The organism is Vallitalea sp., from assembly GCF_025211055.1.
Lineage (GTDB): Bacteria > Bacillota > Clostridia > Lachnospirales > Vallitaleaceae > Vallitalea.
Genome location: NZ_JAOARO010000035.1, coordinates 114,112 through 138,552, shown reverse-complemented (window position 1 = coordinate 138,552; position 24,441 = coordinate 114,112). Strand labels below are relative to the sequence as shown.

The window sequence follows — 24,441 nt, the reverse complement described above, 5'->3', positions numbered from 1 at the left end:
TCAGTACCTATTTTGATAGCAACACGCACCGTAATTTCTCGATTAAAGTTCTTATTTCTGAAATTGGCTATATCAGTACTAAAGGTACAAAAATCGCAGAAGTGTGTAAATTCCTTGATTATTAGCAGTCTGCTCGATATAGTACCGTTACACATTCGACGTGCACAGTTTATTGGTACTAATCAAAACACTTTTACTTCTTTTTATTTACTATTACTATTAATAGTTTATAATCCTTGTATAATCAACACTTTTCGGAAACTCTTTTATTTATTTTTACTTTATCTATTTTGAGTTAAAATCCCAAAATCTCCTATAGGGTGGCAACACGGTGGAAATGCCACCATCAGTAATACCTTATCTATGTTAAACAATTTTTCAATTTAAATGTCAATGACCTCTTTTCCCTTTTTAGGGTGTTAGAAATGTTAGAATATTTTTCACCTGTATGAGTTTTTCATCTATATAGTTTTTGATGTCTAGTTTTGACAATCTATCATGAAGTTCATTATACCTTGGTAAAACCTTGGTATTTTTGAGTAATCGACTTGCATTTTGATCAAATCTTTCATCTATATACGTTTTTAATGTCAACATTAGTCAACAACCTTGATGTATTTACGTGCTATACATTAATCTAAATGTGAGGTTATGTCAAGTTATTTAATAATTAAACCTCACATTCAAAAATCTTGAAACTTATTGTGATGCTACTAATACCTTGTGATAACTCCCTTATCATCAGGTTCTGAATTTACCATTACCATAAATTCTTTGAATTCTTGTTTCGCCCAATCAGGGGCATCATTTTTAATATGCCATTGTTCATCTTCACCAATATAAGCATATCCTTCTTTCATGAACTTTGGTTCTAACAATTTATTCCACCCCTTTGTAATTAGAATTATTTCAGATTAGATATAATTTTATTCAATGACTTCTTATATTCTGCTTCTGCTCTTTCTTTTTCTTTCTTAGCAACAATATCATCTAGGATCATTACAATACCATCCTTTAATACTGGAAAATATTCTAGGCATTCATTTTCTGAAAGTTCATGGATACCTTTACTGACTACACCATAAATTTTGGGATTGGCAGTAATCATATCAGGAAGAAAACCCTTTAGAAGTTTAATTTTTTCTTCCATACCATTTCTATGTTCCCCATCATCCTGATATTCAAATTGCTGTTGAGTTAATGCTCCAGTGGTTTCAGCTTCTTTAAATGTATCATAAACAAGCTTTTCAATGATTCTTCTTAAATAAACGAATGAACCAATCCCAACACCGTGTGAATGTAATCCAATTGATCTTTTTAGCTCATTATAATATTGTTTACCTAATATTTTACTATACTTTGAAGCTTGTGGAATATCTATATCAGCAGAAGAAGGGTATTGACCAATCTTAATAATCTTATTCCCTTTTCTTACAAAGACGTATTCCAACTTATGACATTCATTTAAACTACATTTAAAACGAAAATACATATGTTCAATACTTTCTAATGGATTATATTTCTCATACCCTGAATTTATACTTCCAATAGTGTGTAATCCGTTCCAAATATTCTTTATAAGCGAATTATCTATCCCACCATCATACATGAAAACTTTTTTATTACGGCATATTGGACAAAACATTTCAAATCGAACTTCATTATGACATATCTTAACAAGTTGTTCTAATTCAGGGTTAGTTTCTATTTTATAATCAGCATATAAACTTGATGTAACAATAAAATCCAGTAATCCATTTGACATTAACTCACTCTCCCTTCAATCATTAGTATTAAATTTTATTATATCATAACTTAACAGATTCTTATATATTTTTGCCAATTGAAAAGAGGCTGTCGGAAAAAGCCAGCCCCCAATTACTTAAATATGCACCCCCTCTGTTGCAGCTTTTTCCATAGCTTCATTTACACCATCACTAAGATGTGCAACCATTCCATCTAAATCCATATTTGAACTAACAGTTGCACTTACAGGCATATCCACTTTAATTTCAGCAGTTGTATAACGGTTAACTGTTTCCATTTCTGCTAAGTCACGCATATACTTCAAATCTTCTGATGATATATCAATTGAATCTTTCATAGCACCAGTATTTTCAGCAGTATCGGCAATATTAGATGAATCTATCGGATCATACATGTTTGCATAATCATCAGGATTTGGAATTGATGAATCAAATAAACTTGTAGGGTCAAAACCTGATACTGTATCTTCAATTCCTTCACCGAATTTATAACCTGCATCCCAAGCATCACCATATGCTATTCTATTAAGACCAAGGTCAGAAGCACTTAAATCAAGTTCATCCATTACATTTTGATAGTTTTCATTAGGTGCATATTCTGCAACTGCATCATCAGCCATTTCTTTTAAACCTGATCTCCAACCTGCTACTGTATCAGCCATCTTTGAGCCGAATACAAAATCAAGTGCAGAAGCTATTTTCTCAAGAATAGCAAGTACACCATCAGCCATACTTTGAAATAAGTATATTATGGATGATATAGGGTTTGTAAACACATTACCAACAAAGTTTGCAATCCTTATAAACGGGTTGATTAAGGCATTTATTACACCAAGTATTAAATCAAATATACCCATGAATAGATTCCCAATAAATGCACCTGCTGTTGCTAATACACCCATTATAATACCAGTCGCACTAATTGACGTACCTGCAAACTTATTAATTGCAGCTACAACAGCATAAAACAAAGCAATGATTGCAATTATTAGTATGATAATCCATGTTAATGGACACGCAAGAAGTGCACTGTTCAACGCCCACTGTGCCACTGTTAAATTGTTTGTTGCAGCCGCATCAGCTATTGTTGTACCTGTCTTTACTGCCGTTGCAATTGCCTGTGCTGTTTGGACGGCTGTACTAATCCCCTGAATAATATTATTTGCAATTAATGCAGTAGTATATAATCCCATTGCCATTACAACACCAAGGATAATTGGCTTTATAATCGACCAATTGTCCACGATAAAAGAACCTAACTGACCTATCATGTCAAATAAATCAAGTGTTAACCCTGATGCAACTGCTAGACCAGTTACAATATTATTTGATATAGTTTGAAATGAATCACTATTAGCAATATCACTTAATCTACTAAGAACAGGGTCAAATGCCATTAATGCTTCATTCTGTATACTAGTGGCAACTTGACCAAATGTCATTGGCATTTCATTGAACTTTGCGTTAACTTCATCTGTAGCTGATAATAATGAGTTCTTAACAATATCTGCTGTTATTTCTCCATCCCCTGCCATATCTCTAATTTTACCTATAGGGACATCCAAATAATCTGCAATGGATTGAATAACATTAGGTGCTGCTTCAAATACGGCATTTAATTCTTCACCACGTAGAACACCTGAACCAAGTGCTTGTGTTAATTGTAGGCTTGCTGAACTCATTTCTTGTTGTGATGCTCCTGCAACAACAAACATCTTATTCAATGTTTCAGCAAAAGCAATGGTCTCTTGATTGGAACTAAACGCATCCCCTGCCCTTTGACCTAACTTCGCAACAATATCTGCTGTATCTTGATATGATCCCCTTGATCTTTCAGCAGCAAAGTAAATCATATTTTGCAAATCCTCTGTGGTCTGTAATCCATCATTCATCATGTTCAATCTTGCTTTTGTTTGAGTCATTATATCCGATATATCAAGGGCTTTTTCTGCTGTTCTAAAGGATGCATATGTTGCAACTAATCCAATAACTTTTCTCTGCAAAGAATCCATTGAAGAAGTACTATTTCTGACTTGGTTATTGAATTTTCTTTGTCCTTCTTCATTCTGTCTGATATTCTCAACCATTGCATCTAGTTCAGCATTAGCAGCTTCTATTTCAATCCTTGCTCCATCAAACTGTGATGAATCAAATGTATTTTCTGCTGCTGATTGCATTGCTTCAAATGAACTTACTGTAGAATATAGTGCATTGGAAATATGCATTAGTGGTGATGATATGGCATCAGTTAATTCAATAGCTGTTCTTATACTAGCCATACGTCACACTCCCTTTCATAAAAAGTTGTTGTATCCTTCGCCTTTCTATTTCAATATCACATAGGTTAAAGTACAATTTGCTTATTCTATTAAAATCTATTCTTCCAATAATTTTTTTTATTTCTTCATTAGAGAAATATTTCGTTTCAGGGTTCATACATCTATAAAAACCATAGAAACCCTCATTACAAGAAAGTTGATTATCAGGTATTTTCATGAGCCATGAGAGATATCGGACAATATCTTTATAAATAGGTTTATTTTTATTAAGTACCACCTTCCCATCCTGTGTAAATGTAGCATACTCTGACTCATTAATATTTTTTAAAGACAATTCTTTGATATATCCCATATTTACATAATCAAAGTTAACCACCCAAAGATTCTCATTAATTACTTCTATATTTTTATTCATTGTCTTCACCTACCTTTCAAATATATTTTTTCATCATCTTATCAATCAATTCCATACTTTCTACGACTCTTTCAGGTGATCTATATTGATGGATGCTATCTTTTCTTTTATACAATTCTTCAACATACTTAATTTTATACTTTTCCATGAAATCTTTACTCGTTGAATGATTTCTAATTGCATAAAGTCCTTTATTTTCAATTTGTTCAATCCTTGAAGCCGATAACCCTACTGTCTGTCCAATTTCTCTATATGTCATTGGCTTCCTGAATAACCCATAGTGTAACAGAAGAACTTCTTTTGCATTGATACCATCAAGTAATTTAGTAAATAATGATTTAACGTGTTCAACGCCATTCAGATCACGTTCATTGTAGTTGTATTGAAATTCACCACCAAAAACTGAATCAAGTAATAATAAAAGGTCTTTTCTTAAAATTTCATTATCAAATTTGGATTCCACATTCTTGAATGTTTCCATAGATTCTTCATCAGTTAGCATTACTTCAAGTGTTGTGTTATAAGAACCTGGAAGTAATGCATTGATGCTATTTACTCTAACTGGATCACTGTATATATCACTTTTCTTTTTTCTTGGTATACATTTATTTATTGCTCTAAGCATTTTAGTCTGAATTAATCTTCCCGCAAAAGATGCAAACATAACTGCTTTCTTTAGTTCTTTATCGTTAATATAACTCGTTGATTCTCTTTCTTCTTGCTCTAATTGCACATTTGGATTATATTTTTCAACTGCTTTTATAAATCCCATCCAGCCTTCCTGAATAAGATCATCAAAATCCAAAGTAATATATGAACAGAACCCTTTATATTTATTAGCAAAGTACATGACCAATCCAGTGTTCTGCTGTATCAAATCATCCAATGCCTGCTTATTTCCTTTTTGATATTCCTGAACTAATTCTTCATTGGTCACATGTCACTCCACCTTTCAATCTAATATTTCATCAATAAATAATTCAGGATGCAAAAATACCGATAAGGTACTTAAACACCTATTCCTTGCCCTTCTAACTGTTTTTTCATCAATCTTATGTACTATAGCTAATTCTCTTTGTGATTGCTTGTTGAAGTTGAATTGATAGAATAAGATAAACTCTTGTTCTGAAACATGATCCTTCAACCATTTCAATGCATTTTGCATGTGAGTTGAATATAATGCTATTTCTCTTTTAAAATCCTTTGGGACTTGTTCATTTGAAAGTATTTCTAACGCTTTCTTGAAGTTATGAACCTCTTCTTTTGTTTTTTCATAAGCAGTTTCTTCAAGTTGTAACATATTATTCGTTTTCAACTCTTTAATCAACGTATTCCCCGTTATTTGTGCTGAAACACTTACTATGTCATAAATGTTATTCATTACTTCAACCACCTTCCTAACAATCAAGAGAACAAGCTCTAATTTCCCCTTGTTCCCTAACTATATTTCTTGAAAATTAATTTTCAACTATCTCATGTTCAGTCTGATCTGTAACATTACCTACCCCAGAAACTTCATCCGTAATCTCTTCCACAATAGTAGCTAAATTGATAATATCATCCTCACCTGCTATCTGCTCATAGGAATCTATTGGTAAAACATACTTATTTCCATTAATCACATACGTTTGACCATCTCCTTTTGGCTGAACGAACAACATATTGGCAATAGCTTCCATTTCACTAATTGTGTTCATAATAACTTCAATTTGGTTCAATTTTCCAAAAGTCTTAGGGAATGTTGTATTTCCATTTGCATCATCCAATTCCACACGTTTTCCAATGACATTTTTAAATAATCTCAATTGATCATAATCATCTATAAAATCTTTGAGAATCATAAATGCTTTTTCATCACTAATAGAATCACCTTCAATATCTAGGAATTGAAGTGCGTTATTTATTTTAGTTGCATAATCATTGGTCTTTGAAGAATTGTTAAAGTACATTGGAAGAATCTCTTCCTTTGCCCCCTCAATAATTACTTTTAACTTTTGATTGTATACATTATTAACACTATTTGAATTAGATAATATAGCTTCAATACCACTTTTAATCACTTGGTGGATATGTTCAGGTTGATACACAGTCACCTTATCTTTGTATTTGTCAATGATTCCCTTCATTTCTTCAATCACTACTGTTGTATTACCTTGATAAGCTTCAATTAGTTGTTCAATTTTTTTTTTAAGTTCATATTTCATCTCTACTTCCCCTTTCAAATGGATTTACTAATGTTTCCAAACCTAGTCTTTCAAGTTCTTGATTCAAATTTTTATAAACATTTGCTATTTTTGTATTATAGAATCTTTCCACTTTCCTAATCATCTTAATTTTATCAATAGGGGCTAGTGGAAGATAATGTACTCCAACCTTCCTTCTTTTAGTTTTATGTACTACTAACAGTGCTTGTCGTTTTTCCTTTTGAAGGATCAGAACTTTGTCCAACTGCCTTATTTTGTAATCGTTCACCATTCTCCACCAACCCATCAACATATGATCTAAAATTTCTCAGTACAATAGCTACCTGCCCTATATACCGTTTATCTAATCTCATACTGAAAATCTTTGTGAAATCAATACACTTATTCAATTCTTCAATATCTTGTTTTACCTTTGTAGTAGTTAATTCAACTTGAAGTAGATTTTCTAATTCACGAATCAGGGGAGTAGATTCATCAAATAATTTTCCCATAATATTACCCCGAATAACTTGTATAGCATCATTGTTCACTCCTCTTGATTTTTCACTTAATTCCTGAATATACTTGATATGTATATCTTTGATTTTATCAACGTATTCAATAATGCTTAGTTTTGTTTCTTGTTTCATTTCAATCAATCCTTTCCTAATGGTTTACGAATCCCCAATTATCCCAATCGCTAGGATCATCAATTGTCATTTCTGCAATTGCTATCCAAAGTTTTCTTCTTTGAGACGGATTTAGTTTTTCTTTAAATGCTTGAATTTGACTTTCAATATAATTTTTAATTACACCCTTGTTAAAAAGTGCTTTTGCAATCCCTTCTGCTCCTAGGTTACATTTAGGTAATGTATAACCTGCCTGTTTAGCTGCTTCAACTGCATTAATCCAGCTACATTCATCAGAATTGAAATACCTGAATATGTATTCATCAGCAAATTTCTTTTCTTGATCTGTCATCTTATTCACATCCTTTCTATTTTGAGGGTTTAATTACTGCCATTATTCTCATTAATTAAGTGAGGTTTTGACAGGTTTTAACTAGTTATTCATGTTGGGTTTGATTGGGTTACAATCACTTTCCATATAATATAATTATACTATTTTTAGACTTTATCGTCTCTCAAATACACAATATATAGTTATCTGTTGAAAAATAACCACTATATATTGAAAATTAATTTTCAAAAGTTAACCCATATCACATAAAATGTAACATGGGTAACTGATTATCTTTGAGATACAATTTTTCTTACTCTATCCGTACTTAAATCAACTTTAGCTGCTATCTCATTTATTGATTTCCCTGATGAAAAATATAGATTCTTAATATACTGGTTTCTTTTATCCAAATCAGGAAATTCAGGAATTTTATTAGGTATGTAAAGCTGCGAACATGGGAACTGTTCAATCATCTTTAGAACAGTTTCTTCACCGATAACTTCTTTTATCTCATAAATTGATACCGACTTAGGCAAATAATCCCCCCTCTATAAACAATATTCAAGTTCTTGTTTTAATGTAATATTATCCCACCCAAGGTATTTTCTTAAAATATTCATGGAATCAATTAATGCTTTGACTTCATCATAATATGGGTTGTCCGAAAACTTTTTATAATTATTGTTCCTATGTTCTTCAATAAATAAATCTCTGTATACTTCATAATATGATCGCATTCCATTTAATACATGATCCATATAATCATTCCCCTCTTGAATTGGTTCACTTCACATGGTAGAATTAAGGTGCGAATTTAATATGTACCAAGTAAAGTCATTGTTTCTTAGTGTAAAATACTATGCAGTGGCTTTTTCCTCTGCCATATCACATACATAGTTAACTATTCTGACATTAATACCTATGAATCTTTCATCCACATTTAAACCACTTATCCACTCTTGTCTGAATTCCTCAATTGATTCAACTGTCTGTCCTTCCAATATCTCTAAAATCTCTTTTATTCCATTTATTATACTCATAATCAGTATACCCCCTCAATGATTGATTTTAGTTCTTTCCTATGTAATCCCTGTAATGTTTTAATTGATTCTAATAATATTCCTAATTCTTCTAATTTTTTTTCAGCTAACTGTGATTTAATATCAAGTTCTATTGTAATTCTATTTGCTAGTTGAAGCATAACTTCAACCTCACTTAACCTTATATCAATATTATCAATTCTTTCAGATAATTTATTCATAGTACAATTCATCCTAATTTCTCCTTTCATGCTTATACCTTGGTAAAACCTTGGTATTTTTTAATAACTTATTAAATATACAGGTTCTCTTTGAATCAAATGATGATTTCCATTAATGTATTGATGTCTTTCACAATCATTATCTATACAGCAACTAGGAACTATTTTTCCAAGTTCTTTACTTGCATGAACTTCACCACAATCAGAACATATATACCAATAGTAACCATTCTGAAATGCAATAGGATATATTGTAATTAATCCATCAGTTGCCCTTTTAGTTCTTTGATCAATTGCATATTCATTCTTTTTTCCTTTGTTCATTATTCTTATTTCTTTAAAATCACATAATATCTTAGTCTTTTCATTTCTTAACATATTTAATTTACTTAACTTCATAATCTACAATTCTCCTATCCTGAATCCCTGAACACACCCTGCACACCGTTAAATCCTTGATTTTACTGGTTTTTCTTAATTATATACCTTTATACTGTGCAAGCTATTTCATTTATTTTTATTAACTATTTTTTATCCTATTTATATTGTTTTTTAATATATACATACTTAAATAATGAGTTATATCAAGCCTGCACAACATGAACAATAGTGATTTAAAGTATTAATTATCTGTGCTTTTCCTTGTGCAAGCTTAGTTTATAAAGCATGAACAACATGAACATACCCTGCACATTACCATCATTCATTAGCAATAAATACTTGTGTCTGAACTTTATTAATCCTTTTTCTGAATGTTAATAAATTCATAGTTCTTTGAATTTGCTTTGAAAACTCATTTTTTGCAAGTGCTATATATCCGCTCCTGATACAAAACCCCTGATATATTTGATATACTTTATTTAATGGTTCGTTGATAATCTGAATATCCTCATCTTTACAATCCTTTATGAATGATAGGACTGGATTATTTCTTTCTGCATACTCGTTCAATTCCTTTTGAACTTTTATTGAACTTGTAAATTTATTATTTTGAAGAACTCTTTTTAACCCTTCGACACCAAGCATAATAAAATATTCAACAGCTTCCTGTTTCTCTAATTTCCATGTTATTTGAGGATCATAATCCATATCACTTTCATTGAATCTTGCATTAAATGGAACTATTAATAATCTTCGCTGTGCAGCCCCTGTTTTATCCTTCATTCTTGGAATATTATTAGCCGAAAATATTAATTTGCAGTATGGTTCAAAATTGAACTTAGGTTGTCCTTTTTCCTGTGCATCAACACTATTTCCAGTAACTATTTTTTTAAATACTGAAACATCAGCATTAAATTCGTCAGAAATATCATCACCCAAATTTGCAAGCTTTTTATACATCATAACGGTTGAAAATTTATCATCTAATTTCTTTAAATCCAAAGAGCAGGTATTATCCTTCCCTAAAATCCTATTCAAAATAGAAATGAACGTTGATTTCCCATTTGCCCCTTCTCCCGTTAAAATAAATGCTTTACCACCTGCTAATGTATTTGACCTGTAAAAGCAAGCACCAATCATTTCTTCAAGTATTGACCTAATTTCAGCATCATCACATGCAATTCTATTCAATGTAATATCTGCAATTTTACTATGTGCATTAGGATTATAATCCCAAGGAATCTTATTAGTAATGATGTAGTCAGGACTGAATGATAGTAATTCCCCTGTTTCAATGTTTAAAACACCATTTCTAAAAGCAATTAAAGTCGTTGAACTAGAGTGAACTTCATCACATATCAAATTGAGATATTTCAGAACTTCTTTTCTTTGAGAATCCTTCAATGATGGAATTTCTCTGACCATAGCTTGTTCTATATCTCTATATGAATACTCATATACGCCATCTTTATAGATTAGTGTATTTCCATCATTCCTGATGATATAGTGGTTATTCTTCAAGGATATTGCAAACTTATCATGTAAAAATTTATTCCCCTTGAAAAAAGATTGTTTACGGAATGATTCATCACGCAAAATAATTTCAACTTCATCTTCTGACAACGGAACTTTAAACACATATTTATTAATAATCCTGATAGTTTCCTTTATTTCTTCCACTGTAAAATCATTTGATTGTAAAGTTAATATGTAATTGTATAATGATTGATTCCTACCACCTTCTTCCAAATCAGCAAAGTTGACATTCAATCTTTTAATTGGGAGTAACCATTTAGGAATATCTTGATAATTATAGGTATCATAGATTGAAATTCGTTCAACCTCTTTGAACTTGATACATTCTAATCCATTTTTACACCCGACTTTTATATCCACTTTTATTCCACAAGCAAGCATTACATTATTCCCATTATTTTTAATTCTGTTACTTATATTTTTAAATAATGCATGGATACCCCTTCCACCTTCTCTATTAGTCATCATACAAGAAAGCTTTTCTCCTTGAATAACTTTCAAAAGGTTATTGGAATGTATTTCTTCATCAGCATCTAATAAAACTGCATCATCAGCCAATAAGCCAAGAATACCTGAGTGAAATCTGCATTGCTCCCAAGAAAATTGATTTTCAGATTTTGTATAAGCAAGTAATGGTTTCTTTTCATCATTTTTTGTAGGGGTAAAGGCTTTATAGAAACCTGTTTTTTCCCATTCACTCATATATGTTACCACCTTTCTTTATTATATGTCTCACTACATATATACTTTTTCTTCAAAATATCGTTTACTAATTTTACCTGGTATAGTTATATAGCCCTTCTCTGATAATTCATTATTCAATTTCTTAATTATTCTATATGCTGTTGTTACTGAAACACCTAGAATTTCAGTAACTTCCTTTGCTGTATAAAATTTTACTGTCTCTTTTTTCATGATATTACCCTCTCTAGTTAACTGACCTGATTTAGTTCTAGCTTCTTTAATTCTTGTGGATTAGTTAGATCAAACCCTTCATATTTCTCAAGGAATTCAATTAGGCTTGTTCTTCTAACCTTGTAACTTCCTAATTTGAGAACTGGAATCAACCCTGCTTTAATTAGTTCATAAACATATGCAGGATTCGTATGAATAAGTTGTGATACTTCTTTAACTGTGTATAGAATATCTTCCATATAATTACCCCTTTCAATTTGTTGCTTATTGTGTAACTTTTTTTGCAAAAAAAATTTCATTTGGATTTTTGATATCTAGGATATCTATAAGAACACTTATTTCGTTAGAATTAAATACTCCTTTATTAAGTTTGGAATTAAAAGTTTTTGTTGATATACCTATTTTTTTAGCCATATCAGCTTGTGTAAGGCATCTAGCCTTCATCATTCCTTTTAACTCATTAATCAGTATCATTCTTTCACCACCTCCCGTTTCTTATTGAGTAACTTCATTGTATAACATCATAAAACATATGTCAATACTCATTAAGTAACTTTTTTCTTATTATTTTATTTTTTTGTTGCATATCAAGAAATTTATGTTATAATATGTGTATAGTTAAAGGAAGAAGGTGATTCAAACTTGGGTTTAAAGGAAAACATTAAAATGTATCGTAATAATTGTAACTTGACCTTAGAAGAAGTTGCTACAAGACTTGGTATAAGTAAGCCAACGCTTCAAAGATATGAAAGTGGTGTAATTTCAAATATTCCACATGATAAAATTGAAGCTATGGCAACTATTTTTGGCATTACCCCTTCTCAACTAATGGGGTGGGATAAACTCAAAGCTGAACAAATTTTTATTAACTATCTTTCATCTATTGGTTATCAATTTGAATATATAAGTGCTAAAGAAAATAAAGAAGGGATTTTAGAAGAATATAAAAATGGTGGATATGTTAATGGTACTTTACAATTACCTGATAATAACAGAAGGTTACCTAGTTTAAAAAAGTCGGACGATAAAAGAGCAATTTTTACTGTTGAAGAATTTAACAATTTCCAAAAAAATATTAAAGAATCTATTGATTATCAGATTTGGCTTAAAAACAAATAAAAATTAAAACCCCTGGTGCTAGCAACACCAAGGATTCATATAGATACTATTCGGTTCAAATGCCGATATAATACCAATCTCACACCATATTATATCATTCAAGCGCCTGAATCGCAATAGGTGTATTTTTTATACCCCAAAATAAGAAAGGAATGATGTACTATGACAGGTGGAGTCCGTAAACGTGGCAATAACTGGTACTACTATTTTGACTTAGGAAAAGTTAATGGTAAAAGAAAGAAAATCGAAAGAAAAGGTGGAAGTACAAAAAAGGAAGCACAAGCAGCATTAAGAAAAGCACTTCAAGAATATGAAAATGCAGGATTATTATTTGAACCTAGTGAAATATCCGTATCTGATTATATGGATTACTGGGTCAAGAACTATGTTGAAATGAATTGTAAGTATAATACCATACAAGGTTATAAAAGAATCATTACTAATCATATAAAACCCATTATTGGTTCATATAAGCTTAAATCCATATCACCTGTTATACTTCAACAATTTGTTAATGAAAAGGCAACTAGAGGTTTTACAAAGAATTATCTAGTCAATATTATATCTGTATTATCAGGATCATTTAGAGCAGCAGTTTATCCATATAAATTCATCAAGGAAAATCCTATGCAATACATTAAACTTCCAAAGAATGAAAACATAAGGGTGCAAACCAATAGAAAAATTATTACCCAAGTTGAGTTCAAACAAATTATTGAACGATTCCCCAAGGGAAATACATTTTATATCCCATTACAAATTGCTTATCACACTGGAACAAGAGTTGGGGAATGTTGTGCTTTAACTTGGGATGATATTGATCTTGAGAATAAGGTAATCAATATAAATAGAATTCTAATCAAGAAGGAAAAGAAACAATGGTATTTTGGTAGTACCAAAACAAAATCATCTGTCCGTACAATACCTATAGGGCAAACACTCACCGATATTTTACGAACACATAAGAAATGGCAGATAGAAAATCGCCTGAAATGTGGTAAATTCTATAATCAATATTGTGTTGATAAAAATGATAGGATATATTCAGTTGATGGAACAAAGGATTATAAAGCTACTGATGATCAAGTCCATTTTGTTTGTACAAGAGAAGGTGGCGAACTTGTAACCACTGAAACAATTAGATATTGTAGTAGAATTATAAACTATGAATTGATGATACAATTTAACTTCCATGCTTTAAGACATACTCACGCAACTCTATTAATTGAAAATGGTGCTAATATGAAAGATGTTCAAGAAAGACTTGGTCATTCTAGGCTTGCAACTACTATGGATACTTACACTCATGCAACGGATAGCATGTCAAAGAATACTGTTGATATATTTGAAAAACTTTGCCACCCGAAAACAATTTAGGGTGGCAATAGGGTGGAAAAACCACCCTATTTTTTACTTCTTAATTCCTGAAACCCTTGATTTTCCTAGATAGTTTACAAATTGTCTCTACGTGCACAGTATGCGGAAACATGTCCACACACCTAACCCTCTCAACCTTATACCCTCTGCTCAAAAATACTTCCAGATCCCTAACTAAAGAAGTTGGTTTACAACTAACATAAACAATCTGCTCCACACCAAAATCTATAATCTTATCAAGAGCCTTAGGATGAATACCATCTCTTGGTGGATCTAACACAATAATATCAGGCTTATCCTTAAGCTTATCAATAACCTTCAACACATCACCAGCAATGAACTCACAATTATCAAGTCCATTTAACTTAGCATTTTCCTTAGCCGCTTTAACAGCTTCCTCAACAATCTCAACCCCTACAGCTTTCTTTGCCACAGGCGCTAACATCTGAGTAATAGTCCCCGTACCACTATAAAGATCAAAAATAATCTTATCCCTAGTCTCACTAACATAATCTCTTACCACAGAATACAATTTCTCTGCCCCTAAAGAATTGGTCTGAAAGAATGAAAAAGATGAAATACGAAATTCTAACCCAAGTAGCTTCTCAACAAAATAATCTCTGCCATATAGCTTTCTAATCTCGTCCACCTTAACTGCGTCAGCTAGATTATCATTGATAGTATGCATTATAGATACTATTTCCCCATCTAAATTACAATTTTTCAACTCACCAACCCATTCACTAAGGTCAATTTTCATCTGAGAAGAAGTGACTAGATTCACAAGAATCTCTTGAGTATTAACAGCTTTCCTTACTACCAAATACCTAAGGTAACCTTCATGTGTTCTCTTATAATAATAAGGTATATTCCTCTCTGAAAAATAATCAAGAGTAGTCTTAAGAATAACATTAAAATCATCACTAACTATCTTACAATCATCCACTGTAACAATATCATATAATGACGCTTTTCTATGCATACCTAATGCAAGAGGTCCTTCCTTATACTCGTCACCAAAACTATACTCCATCTTATTGCGATAATTAAACACCATAGGACTCTTAGTTATTCCTTCATATTCATAATGTGTACCTAATGTATTTAATAACTCTAATACCTGTGATTCCTTTAACTTCAATTGCTCTTCATATGGTAAAGACTGATATAAACAACCTCCGCATCTGCCAAATACCATACATGGAGCTTCACCTTCCATGGGTGATTTTTCTAATATATCTAATGCTCTAGCCACTATTTTATTCTTTCTTTTCTTAGTAACTACCGCTTTTATTCTCTGTCCTGGTATTACGTTTTTAACAATAACTTTTTCTGAATCTATATTTATAATTCCCTTATTAGGGAATTCAACTTTCTCAATAATACCTTCAATAATATCTTTCTTCTTCATATAATGTCTCCTAATAGTACCGTTATAATAATTACAATATTTAATACTGTTAATTCTATATTGCTTAAAAATAGCGGAGAATACTTTCTCCGCTGTCTTCTTACTATTCTTGAGATTGTGACTCTTCTACTGGTTCGTCTGCGCTGTAATTGTCACTTTCTTCATAATCCATGTCTTCAAAATCTTCATCTTCGAATTCTTCAAATTCCTCAAAATCCTCTTCGTCTTCAAAATCTTCGAATTCATTTGGGGCTAGCAACTTGTATAATGCAAAAGCTCCTGCAGCAACTGTAATTACACCAAGTGCCACCCAAACCCATGTCTTACTTTTATGTTCTTTCTCTTCCTTATCATCGCCTTTAAACTTCTTTAATAAATCGTTTACCTGCATCATATTAAGGAACTCTTCTTTGTTAAATTTTTCAATCATACTTACACCAACCCTTCTTTTGAATATTTTGTATAATTATACCATTATTCTTTGCATTTTTAAACCAATTTTATTCTTATTTTTATTAAAATTTTATTAAACTCTTAATATTTTAATCTTTTTTTAGATTTGCTAGTCTAGCCATGAGTTTTTTTATACCAACACTTGGAAAATTAACTGTAACTTCATAATCTGCTCCTCCTGGTTGTATAGCAAGTACTTCACCTATACCAAATTTCATATGTTTAACTAAATCCCCTACTTCATAATTAAGGGTAAAATGTCCAGGAGCTGGCATTTTATTTGCGTTTTTCTTAATAACGTATGGATTGGACTTTAAAAAACTATGAGCATTTTTTCTATAACTCGTTTTCTCATTAGGCATGTCCTGTACTGGTTTTGTGTACTCTAAATCAAATAATTCATTATTGATCTCTCTAATGAATCTTGATACTTGATTATATTGAGTCATACCTCTAATCATTCTAGAATTAGCACCTAATAGATATAGTTTCTGTTTAGCCCTTGTAATACCTACATAGCATAATCTTCTTTCTTCTTCAATATCCTCTTGTTGACCTGAAGATATGCTCATATAGCTAGGGAACAAACCATCTTCCATACCAGAAATAAAAACGCAAGGGAATTCTAAACCTTTAGCGCTATGCATAGTCATAAGAACAACAACATTTGTCTCTTCATTATAGTTATCTATATCAGCTATAAGGGCTACTTCCTCTAAAAAACCATTTAAGGTTGGTTCCTCTTCGTTATTCTCATATTCAGTTAACTTAGAAATCAATTCTCCAATATTGTCAATTCTTCCATGTGCCTCATCAGTACCTTCCCTTTCAAGCTCTTTAACATAACCTGTCCTATCAATAACTTCATTGGTTAACTCAACTAGACTCATGGTTGTCATTTCAACTCTTAATGTTCTGATAAAATTAGTAAATGCTTCCACTTTCTTAGACGAACGTGTCATATTTGGTATCTGGCTCACTTCACAAAGTGCGTCGAAGAAATTCACATCATTATTATATGCATAATTTTCTACTTTATTAATTGTTGTTGTACCAATTCCTCTTCTTGGAACATTTATTATCCTTTTTACAGCTATATCATCAGTACTGTTATTTATAGTTTTGAGATATGCTAAGATATCTTTTATTTCTTTTCTTTGATAGAAAGACGTACCTCCCACAATTTTATAAGGTATATTATTAAGTATGAATCTTTCTTCAATAACACGTGATTGAGCATTGGTTCTATATAGAATTGCGTAATCCTTGAAATCTCTTCCTTCTGATTCAATGCCTTTTATTATCTCACTAGCCATGAATTCAGCTTCAGCTTGTTCATTCTGAAGGCATCTATAATTAATCAAATCTCCTACTTCATTATCTGTATAGAGAGTCTTATTTTTTCTGCCATAGTTATTACTGATTACCTGATTAGCAGCTTCCAAAATATTTTTGGACGAACGATAATTTTGTTCAAGTTTTATAACCTCAGCGTTTCGAAAATCTTTTTCAAAATCAAGTATGTTACTAATATCAGCACCACGAAATCTATAGATAGACTGATCATCATCACCAACAACACATAGATTTTTATATCTGCTTGCCAGTAAACCTACAAATATATATTGCACATGGTTGGTATCTTGATATTCATCTACCATTATGTATCTAAACTTGTCTTGATAATATGATAATACATCTGGACAAAGCCTGAAGACTTCAACTGTCTTCACTAACAGATCATCAAAATCAAGAGCATTGTTTTTCTTAAGCCTATCTTGATACATTGTATATACTTTTGATACTACTTGATCCCTGTATTCATAAGCTTGTTTTTCAAACTTCTTAGGAGTAAGTAATTTATCTTTTGCAGAACTTATACTGCTTAGAATACTATTTTCTTTGAACTGCTTAGGATCAACATTAAGCTGTTTCATGCAGTCACGGATTAGTTTTTTCTGGTCATCAGTATCATATATAGTAAAATATCGGTCATATCCTATTTTATCAATATGACGTCTAAGTATCCTAACACATGTGGAGTGGAATGTACTTACCCATATATCCTCACTTCCAGAACCTACAAGGCTGTCTACTCTTTCTCTCATCTCTTTAGCTGCTTTGTTGGTAAAAGTGATTGCAAGAATATTCCAAGGAGCTACTTTCTTCTCTTCTATGAGATAAGCTATTCTATGTGTTAATACTCTTGTTTTTCCTGATCCTGCTCCAGCTAATATAAGCAAGGGGCCCTCTGTATGTAATACCGCTTTTTTCTGGTCCTTATTCAAAGAGTCATATTTTTTATCCATATCTATTACCACCTATAGTAGAGTTTTTCATATACATAATATAATATCATATCGAACATAAATTCGCTAGATCAAAATAGGACTATTTGAAAGTAATTACAGTCTTAATATAATACACTTAATTTAACAAACTTCTTGCTAAGTAGTTTTATATACTATATAATAAATATAATGCATAAAAAACAATATATAGACATTTTTATTATTGATTAGTTTACTATTTTAAGTGCTACTCATCATATAATGAGGTGATAGATTAATGAATTATTTAACGTATATGAAAAAATTATTAAACCAACTAGAGAACATGGAGCATGTTTATTCAAAGGATATACCTAATATAAGCCTGTATATGGATCAAGTAACTACTTTTATGGATGATAATCTAGGCTCCCTAAAGCGTAGGGATGAAGATAAAATATTAACTAAGACAATGATTAACAACTATAGCAAAAACCATATACTGCCACCACCAATAAAGAAAAAATATTCGCCTGATCATATGATTATGCTAATATTCATTTATTACTCTAAACATGTACTTTCCATTACTGATATTCAAAAACTTTTATCACCTATAAAAAATATGTTAGAAAAAAAATCAGATTTTTCCTTGGAAGAATTTTATGATAAATTATTGAATGTCCAAAAAGATGAGTTTAAACTATTTAATCAGCATATAGAAAATACTATTGAAGTAGCAGTTAATACATTTAAAGATTCTGACATAGAAGGCAAAGACAAGGATATGTTAGAGCTCTTTAATATAATATATCTATTGACTTTGCAAGCAACAGCACAGAAACAGTTGGCAGAAAAATTAATCGATAGATATTTTAAGCAAAGCTCTGATACAAAAGAAGGAAAAGGTAAATAAAATAAGCTAACGTTTTAACGTTAGCTTTTCATTCGTGAAAAAACCATATCATAACCGTCATTACCATAATTCAATGACCTGTTTACTCTACTTATTGTTGCAGTAGATGCCCCGGTTTTTTCTGCAATCTCTAAGTATGTATATTGCTCTCTCAACATCTTAGCCACTTGTAGTCTCTGAGCAAGTGACTGTAGTTCATTAACTGTACAGATATCTTCAAAAAACAAATAACACTCTTCAGGATTTTTTAAGTTCAATATAGCCTCAAAAAGCCTATCCAACTCATTCGATTTTATATTCTTGCTCATTTATATCCCTTCCCTTTCTTAAGGTATAATAATAAAATCAAATGGTTATTTCCATTTACTATTATGCCCAAACTCCTTAATCAAATTTTACCACGATAAAATATTAAAGTAAAGCAATAATTTATCCTTTTAAAAATTTTTTTAATTTTTCCTTAGAAGTATTAACTATCAACTCTTTCGGAAAATTAATTTCTTCTATAAGCTTAATTGCTCTATCGAATTTTCCAACATCAAATGACACATGAGCATCGCTATTAATAACTATAGAAACATTTTCTTCCATGCATTTCTTAAGCATAATTTTTATCTTTTCAGCACCTTTTCTAAATCCATAAGGATTCATGGAAGTATTATTTACTTCTAATAGGACATTATACTCTTTTGCTGCTTTCACGATTTTATCGTAATCAAGAGGATATCTTGCATCATCTGGATGTCCGATTATATTAACATAGGGATTCTTCATGGCTCCTATTATTGCATTTGTGTTCTCTTCTATGTTCCCAAAATCAATACATGGTGGGTGTAGACTTGCAATGACTATATCCAATTGCTTAAGTATTACTTCGCTAACATCAATTTCTCCATTATAATTGATTATATTAGCTTCTATACCTTTTAATACTTCAACACCGTCAATATATTCTGGTAAAACTCCTAGATTACTAAAATAAAACATATGTGGCGAACCTGGCATAATAGGTGCATGATCAGTAATTGCTACCAACTCTAGTCCTTTTTTAGCTGCCTGTTCAATCATTTCTTGTATGGTGCTGTATGCATGTCCACTCACTATTGAATGAGTGTGAACATCTAGTATATAATCCATTAGATCAAATCCTTTCATTTTTTACCATATAATAATCCCAATAATTCCTGCTGAAATAATATAATAAATAGGATGCTTCTTGTATTTTATCACTACAAACATAGTAACTGCAAATAGAATTATTGATTTCATATCTAATAAATTTCCAATTATTTTAGTTTCCATGTATAAATCAAAGTTAATAATAGAAACCATAGCTACATTAATAACAGCAGTAAGTATCATACCTATAACAGTTGATCTAAGTCCTACAAAAATTGCATTCACAACAGGTTTTTCATTAAAATGTTTTAAAAACTTTGCTACAATAATTATTATAATGAATCCTGGTAGTATAAGTCCTATAGATGAAAAAAGTGATCCTAAAATGCCAGCTTGGTCATAGCCTACAAAAGTAGCCATATTAATTGCAATAGCTCCAGGTGTTGATTGAGAAATAGCTATCATATCAGTAAACTGCTCTTTCGTCAGCCAACCAAAAGTAGTCGCTTTCTCTTGAAGTAAAGGTAGCATTGCTAACCCACCACCATAAGTAAAAATACCAATTTTGAAAAACTCATAGAATAACCTAGCTAGGATCATCATCTTTTTCCTTTCTATCGTAAATAAATATACTAATTATTGTGGCTCCTACAATTACATATATTGGTGATATATTAAAAATTAAGACACAAACAAAAGCTACCACAAGAAGTATTACTCCCCAAATATCTTTAACAGATTTTCTAACCATTTTGTAGACTGATAGTATCAATAGTGCTAAGACTGCAATCCTTATTCCCTTAAAAGCATTTGCTACTGCTGTAATGTCTCTTAACCTGTTAAAAAATATTGATATAATAACTATTATGATAATAGAAGGAGAGATAACCCCTAGAGATGCAGCCACCGCACCCCAGAATCCCTTTCCTTTTATACCAAGTAATGCAGATGTATTTACAGCTATTACTCCTGGAATAGATTGTGCTAATGCATAACTATCAAGAACTTCTTCTTCAGTAGACCATTTGTATTTTTCTACTAACTCTTTTTCCACTATAGGAAGCATTGCATAACCTCCACCAATAGTAAATAATCCTATTTTGAAAAATACTAAGTAATACTTAATAATCTCTTTAAAATTCTTCATCATTAATCACCTTATAAGTTTAGTACGTTAAAACTCAACATATTTTACCATATAAAAAGGTATATTTAAAGGAGAAAATCCCCTAAAATAATTATAATATTCTATTATCATTTTAAGTTGTTATTACTATAGGTAATTAGTGTAACAGGTACAATCTAAGTTGCATAGTATATTTAATACCAAAGTAGCAACCAACCAGCAGTTGTTTATATCACAAAATAAGGAGGATTTATTAGTGAGAAGAAAATTGGTTAGCTTAGTAGTACTTATAACTGTTGCATTATCTGCAATACTTAGTGGATGTAATAACAAAAGTAATCTTACAACTGTAAGATTAAACGAAGTTGTACATTCAATATTCTATGCTCCTCAATATGTAGCCATTGAGAAAGGATTCTTTGAAGATGAAGGGCTAGATATTGAACTAACAACAGGATGGGGTGCTGTTTACTTTTCTCCATAAAAATTTATCAATATTTAAAGCTAACATGTATTAGCCTTTCTTTATCATCCATAATTATAATCTTTTCAATTAATTGACCTAAAATAGCTCTCTTCTCATTCAATGATGCCTTATTAAATCTTCCTTCTAATCCATCATAAAACCGTATTACTTTCTCTTTTTCCTTCTCAAGATTATGTAATTTATCAAGTTCCTCTTGTAATTTTTCTATGTTATTTATGATTACTTCAAGTCTGTCTTTATTATTAAAAATTCTTTCTAGCTGATAATCTTGCTTTTTCTTTAACCTATCATCCTGTGATATATCTACAGTAAAAAGTTCATCGTATTGTCTTTCCATATTTTGAATTTGTGCTTCAACCTTTTTACGAGTTGTTGTTAACTCTGAGATTTTGTCACGTATTATATCAAAATTTCTATTCTTTTTGTTCATTATTTTCTCAGTAAGTTTTGTAGCATCAAACTTTATAATATGTTGTAATATCAAAGCTTCAATAATCTTATCATATTTTGTTACACTATAAGATATTCTATTTGTAATCTCTTGATGTTGCTTCTTATTTACCCTACCGTTAGGACAGATATAGTAATATACTTTTTTTTCAACATTTGTATTATCCCTTTTGCGAAAATATTTACTTACAGAATACCCTGTTTTAAGTTTTGCACCACACTTACAGTAAATGATACCGCTACATAATGCATTTTCACTAATTGTTGGTACACCAACTTGCTTGCCTTTGTATCGCTTTCTCTTTTCTAATAATTCTTGTACTGTATCAAATTCTTCATCACTAATTATTCTTAGTTTTTTGTTATATGGCTGCATCTTATATGAAGCTTTTGTATTATATACTCTGCTTTCTCGTGTAGTATAAGATGCATTATACACTTTCCTACCAATATATATTGGATTCCTTAATATCCTTGATATAGTTGTCGCACGCCATATATATTGATTAGCTTTTATATCTTTTTTATCCTTCTTAAATCTAGCTCTTGTCTCATATTTTTTATTGTTGTTTAATTCATTTGCAATTTTAACAGTTCCCATATTATGATTGATATATAAGTCAAAGATAAATCTAATAACATGTGCTTCTCTCTTATCAATAACTAAATCACTTATGTATTTCCCTTTAAGATTAGTTTCATTTGTTTCGACTACTTTATACCCAAATGGAATCCCCCCTAAAAATTGCCCCATAGCATTCCTCATATCAAAAGAAGCTTTTACCCTCTGTGATATCTTAACGCTCTCTCCTTCTGAAGACCATCCTTTTAGAAAGTTTATTATTGTGCTTTCATGTGTATCATTATTTATTTCTTCTTCTGTATCTGTCTCTATAATCTTTATCCCACGAGAAGATAACATTTTGACAATCATCAACCATTCTTCTGACCGCCTTATTATCCTATCGTGCTTAAACACAAGCAATATATCAAAATCTCTACTTTCTGTAGCACGAGCTAGTATTTTCCCTAATTCTTCTCGATCCTCTAGCTTTGTTTTATATCCAGACACATCTTTTTCTGTAAACTCTTGAATAAGTTGTATCTTATGTCTGCTACAAAAATCTCTGACACTCTTTCTTTGTAATTCTTCGTCTTGATGCTCTGTACTAACTCTATACAATGCATACGCTCTCATTTTTGCATACTTAAATTGCTTCATGATTACCCCCAGTAGTTATTCTGCTATATACATTTAATATACTCTATAATTCTGTATCAGTATTTACTTCAATAATTCTAACTCCTTGTTGCTTAAGCCTATCAATAATTCCCTTATCTTTTACTCTTCTTATTAACCTATCTAAGCTGTGAATAAGTATGATATCAAAATCTTTACTATTAGTAGCTCTACCTAATATCGTCACTAATTCATTGCTATCATCTAAATCGGTATTGTAAGCCGAAATATTCTTTTCAATATAGCTATGTACTAACTTAATATTATTTTTTATACAATAATCTTCTATTTTTTGTATTTATACTCCATCATTTTGCTTGATTGTACTTATTCTACATAAAGCAATGGCTCTTAATCCATCCAGTTTATTTACTAACATCCACTACCTCCTAAGTCTGTATATTGCTCATCAATATTTATCCCTGCTAAAATATTGAGTACGTTATCTTCTGCTTTATTTCTTTCTTCATCATTTCCCTTATAATAACACACTATTTTGAATCCATCAATTTCTATGACTTCATGATTTTGTTGTTGAAGTGCTGGATTAGCCATTTAAATACCCTCCTTCATAATAAAGTTTATGCTTGAAGGAATTTGTACTATTTCTTTTATTTTTGTTGATTGACCTGTTTGCTTAATCACTTTTAGAATCATCACTATAGTCTCCTCACTTTGTACTTGTTTTTTCTAAACTAATTACCTTGTGAATTGAATTAGTTAAGTGATTCCTAACGCCCAGGTCACTTTTATACTCTTATGTCCACTTGCTCT

34 protein-coding genes are annotated in these 24,441 nt (G+C 30.9%); 4 read left to right on the top strand and 30 right to left on the bottom strand.

Going from position 1 to position 24,441, the window contains the following annotated elements:
- Positions 1-411 precede the first annotated feature (411 nt).
- The 20 genes from N4A55_RS04880 to N4A55_RS04785 form a co-directional block, all read right to left on the bottom strand.
- Positions 412-597, bottom strand: coding sequence for a hypothetical protein (locus N4A55_RS04880; RefSeq protein ID WP_293754383.1), 186 nt, complete (start codon positions 595-597; stop codon positions 412-414).
- Between the two features lie 116 nt (positions 598-713).
- Entirely contained in the window at positions 714-878 is a 165-nt protein-coding gene (locus N4A55_RS04875) for a hypothetical protein (RefSeq protein ID WP_293754382.1), read from the bottom strand.
- Between the two features lie 26 nt (positions 879-904).
- The gene (locus N4A55_RS04870; protein ID WP_293754381.1) at positions 905-1,765 is read right to left on the bottom strand and encodes a hypothetical protein; all 861 of its coding nucleotides are present in this window, start codon (positions 1,763-1,765) and stop codon (positions 905-907) included.
- Positions 1,766-1,882: 117 nt separating this feature from the next.
- Entirely contained in the window at positions 1,883-4,045 is a 2,163-nt protein-coding gene (locus tag N4A55_RS04865; protein WP_293754380.1) for a tape measure protein, read from the bottom strand.
- On the bottom strand, positions 4,038-4,460 hold the full coding sequence (locus N4A55_RS04860) for a hypothetical protein (protein ID WP_293754379.1): 423 nt from the start codon (positions 4,458-4,460) through the stop codon (positions 4,038-4,040). The genes N4A55_RS04865 and N4A55_RS04860 overlap by 8 nt, the downstream gene beginning before the upstream one ends.
- Before the next feature lie 16 nt (positions 4,461-4,476).
- The gene (locus N4A55_RS04855; protein ID WP_293754378.1) at positions 4,477-5,397 is read right to left on the bottom strand and encodes a sigma-70 family RNA polymerase sigma factor; all 921 of its coding nucleotides are present in this window, start codon (positions 5,395-5,397) and stop codon (positions 4,477-4,479) included.
- Positions 5,398-5,412: 15 nt separating this feature from the next.
- The gene (locus N4A55_RS04850) at positions 5,413-5,841 is read right to left on the bottom strand and encodes a hypothetical protein (RefSeq protein WP_293754377.1); all 429 of its coding nucleotides are present in this window, start codon (positions 5,839-5,841) and stop codon (positions 5,413-5,415) included.
- Positions 5,842-5,917: 76 nt separating this feature from the next.
- Positions 5,918-6,664 (bottom strand): hypothetical protein, encoded by a 747-nt coding sequence (locus N4A55_RS04845; protein ID WP_293754376.1) that lies wholly within the window; start codon positions 6,662-6,664, stop codon positions 5,918-5,920.
- Entirely contained in the window at positions 6,654-6,776 is a 123-nt protein-coding gene (locus N4A55_RS04840) for a hypothetical protein (RefSeq protein WP_293754375.1), read from the bottom strand. The genes N4A55_RS04845 and N4A55_RS04840 overlap by 11 nt, the downstream gene beginning before the upstream one ends.
- Positions 6,777-6,849: 73 nt before the next feature.
- The gene (locus N4A55_RS04835) at positions 6,850-7,293 is read right to left on the bottom strand and encodes a hypothetical protein (RefSeq protein ID WP_293754374.1); all 444 of its coding nucleotides are present in this window, start codon (positions 7,291-7,293) and stop codon (positions 6,850-6,852) included.
- 16 nt (positions 7,294-7,309) lie between these two features.
- Positions 7,310-7,624, bottom strand: a complete 315-nt coding sequence (locus tag N4A55_RS04830) for a terminase small subunit (protein ID WP_293754373.1) — start codon at positions 7,622-7,624, stop codon at positions 7,310-7,312.
- 269 nt (positions 7,625-7,893) lie between these two features.
- Positions 7,894-8,142 carry a hypothetical protein gene (locus N4A55_RS04825; protein WP_293754372.1) on the bottom strand — a complete coding sequence of 83 codons (249 nt, stop codon included), beginning with the start codon at positions 8,140-8,142 and terminating at the stop codon, positions 7,894-7,896.
- 12 nt (positions 8,143-8,154) lie between these two features.
- Entirely contained in the window at positions 8,155-8,364 is a 210-nt protein-coding gene (locus N4A55_RS04820) for a hypothetical protein (protein WP_293754371.1), read from the bottom strand.
- A 99-nt stretch (positions 8,365-8,463) separates the two neighbouring features.
- On the bottom strand, positions 8,464-8,646 hold the full coding sequence (locus N4A55_RS04815) for a hypothetical protein (protein ID WP_293754370.1): 183 nt from the start codon (positions 8,644-8,646) through the stop codon (positions 8,464-8,466).
- A 2-nt stretch (positions 8,647-8,648) separates the two neighbouring features.
- A complete protein-coding gene (locus N4A55_RS04810; RefSeq protein WP_293754369.1) occupies positions 8,649-8,879 on the bottom strand; it encodes a hypothetical protein in 231 nt (76 codons plus the stop codon).
- A gap of 48 nt (positions 8,880-8,927) precedes the next feature.
- A complete protein-coding gene (locus N4A55_RS04805; RefSeq protein ID WP_293754368.1) occupies positions 8,928-9,266 on the bottom strand; it encodes a hypothetical protein in 339 nt (112 codons plus the stop codon).
- 300 nt (positions 9,267-9,566) lie between these two features.
- A complete protein-coding gene (locus N4A55_RS04800; RefSeq protein WP_293754367.1) occupies positions 9,567-11,486 on the bottom strand; it encodes a DNA primase family protein in 1,920 nt (639 codons plus the stop codon).
- Positions 11,487-11,519: 33 nt separating this feature from the next.
- Positions 11,520-11,699 carry a helix-turn-helix transcriptional regulator gene (locus tag N4A55_RS04795; protein ID WP_293754366.1) on the bottom strand — a complete coding sequence of 60 codons (180 nt, stop codon included), beginning with the start codon at positions 11,697-11,699 and terminating at the stop codon, positions 11,520-11,522.
- Between the two features lie 17 nt (positions 11,700-11,716).
- Complete coding sequence (locus tag N4A55_RS04790) at positions 11,717-11,938, bottom strand: helix-turn-helix domain-containing protein (protein WP_293754365.1); 222 nt, start codon at positions 11,936-11,938, stop codon at positions 11,717-11,719.
- Between the two features lie 25 nt (positions 11,939-11,963).
- Positions 11,964-12,173, bottom strand: a complete 210-nt coding sequence (locus N4A55_RS04785; protein ID WP_293754364.1) for a helix-turn-helix domain-containing protein — start codon at positions 12,171-12,173, stop codon at positions 11,964-11,966.
- Between the two features lie 168 nt (positions 12,174-12,341).
- Here N4A55_RS04785 and N4A55_RS04780 point away from each other — a divergent pair, with 168 nt between their 5' ends.
- Both N4A55_RS04780 and N4A55_RS04775 read left to right on the top strand, forming a co-directional pair.
- Positions 12,342-12,818, top strand: coding sequence for a helix-turn-helix domain-containing protein (locus N4A55_RS04780; RefSeq protein WP_293754363.1), 477 nt, complete (start codon positions 12,342-12,344; stop codon positions 12,816-12,818).
- Positions 12,819-12,980: 162 nt separating this feature from the next.
- On the top strand, positions 12,981-14,195 hold the full coding sequence (locus N4A55_RS04775; protein ID WP_293754362.1) for a site-specific integrase: 1,215 nt from the start codon (positions 12,981-12,983) through the stop codon (positions 14,193-14,195).
- A gap of 40 nt (positions 14,196-14,235) precedes the next feature.
- Here the strand turns inward: N4A55_RS04775 and rlmD are convergent, their stop codons facing one another.
- From rlmD to pcrA, 3 genes are all read right to left on the bottom strand, one after another.
- Positions 14,236-15,606 carry a 23S rRNA (uracil(1939)-C(5))-methyltransferase RlmD gene (rlmD, locus tag N4A55_RS04770; protein ID WP_293754361.1) on the bottom strand — a complete coding sequence of 457 codons (1,371 nt, stop codon included), beginning with the start codon at positions 15,604-15,606 and terminating at the stop codon, positions 14,236-14,238.
- A gap of 103 nt (positions 15,607-15,709) precedes the next feature.
- Positions 15,710-16,000 carry a hypothetical protein gene (locus N4A55_RS04765; RefSeq protein ID WP_293754360.1) on the bottom strand — a complete coding sequence of 97 codons (291 nt, stop codon included), beginning with the start codon at positions 15,998-16,000 and terminating at the stop codon, positions 15,710-15,712.
- Positions 16,001-16,148: 148 nt separating this feature from the next.
- Entirely contained in the window at positions 16,149-18,368 is a 2,220-nt protein-coding gene (gene pcrA / locus N4A55_RS04760; protein ID WP_293754359.1) for a DNA helicase PcrA, read from the bottom strand.
- 259 nt (positions 18,369-18,627) lie between these two features.
- Between pcrA and N4A55_RS04755 the strand changes: the two genes are divergently transcribed.
- Entirely contained in the window at positions 18,628-19,245 is a 618-nt protein-coding gene (locus N4A55_RS04755) for a DUF1836 domain-containing protein (protein WP_293754358.1), read from the top strand.
- A 20-nt stretch (positions 19,246-19,265) separates the two neighbouring features.
- Here the strand turns inward: N4A55_RS04755 and N4A55_RS04750 are convergent, their stop codons facing one another.
- The 4 genes from N4A55_RS04750 to N4A55_RS04735 all read right to left on the bottom strand — a co-directional run bounded on the left by N4A55_RS04750 (position 19,266) and on the right by N4A55_RS04735 (position 21,511).
- The gene (locus tag N4A55_RS04750) at positions 19,266-19,553 is read right to left on the bottom strand and encodes a YerC/YecD family TrpR-related protein (protein ID WP_293754357.1); all 288 of its coding nucleotides are present in this window, start codon (positions 19,551-19,553) and stop codon (positions 19,266-19,268) included.
- Between the two features lie 121 nt (positions 19,554-19,674).
- Entirely contained in the window at positions 19,675-20,382 is a 708-nt protein-coding gene (locus tag N4A55_RS04745) for a phosphatase (protein WP_293754356.1), read from the bottom strand.
- 21 nt (positions 20,383-20,403) lie between these two features.
- Complete coding sequence (locus N4A55_RS04740; RefSeq protein WP_293754355.1) at positions 20,404-20,964, bottom strand: chromate transporter; 561 nt, start codon at positions 20,962-20,964, stop codon at positions 20,404-20,406.
- On the bottom strand, positions 20,951-21,511 hold the full coding sequence (locus N4A55_RS04735; protein ID WP_293754354.1) for a chromate transporter: 561 nt from the start codon (positions 21,509-21,511) through the stop codon (positions 20,951-20,953). The genes N4A55_RS04740 and N4A55_RS04735 overlap by 14 nt, the downstream gene beginning before the upstream one ends.
- 235 nt (positions 21,512-21,746) lie before the next feature.
- On the opposite strand from N4A55_RS04735, the gene N4A55_RS04730 reads away from it, so the two are divergent.
- Positions 21,747-21,974, top strand: a complete 228-nt coding sequence (locus N4A55_RS04730; RefSeq protein WP_293754353.1) for an ABC transporter substrate-binding protein — start codon at positions 21,747-21,749, stop codon at positions 21,972-21,974.
- Positions 21,975-21,981: 7 nt separating this feature from the next.
- Here N4A55_RS04730 and N4A55_RS04725 read toward each other — a convergent pair whose 3' ends face one another.
- The 3 genes from N4A55_RS04725 to N4A55_RS04715 form a co-directional block, all read right to left on the bottom strand.
- The gene (locus N4A55_RS04725) at positions 21,982-23,649 is read right to left on the bottom strand and encodes a recombinase family protein (protein WP_293754352.1); all 1,668 of its coding nucleotides are present in this window, start codon (positions 23,647-23,649) and stop codon (positions 21,982-21,984) included.
- 43 nt (positions 23,650-23,692) lie between these two features.
- Positions 23,693-23,956, bottom strand: coding sequence for a recombinase family protein (locus N4A55_RS04720; protein ID WP_293754384.1), 264 nt, complete (start codon positions 23,954-23,956; stop codon positions 23,693-23,695).
- Between the two features lie 83 nt (positions 23,957-24,039).
- A complete protein-coding gene (locus N4A55_RS04715; RefSeq protein ID WP_293754351.1) occupies positions 24,040-24,222 on the bottom strand; it encodes a hypothetical protein in 183 nt (60 codons plus the stop codon).
- Positions 24,223-24,441: the final 219 nt, after the last annotated feature.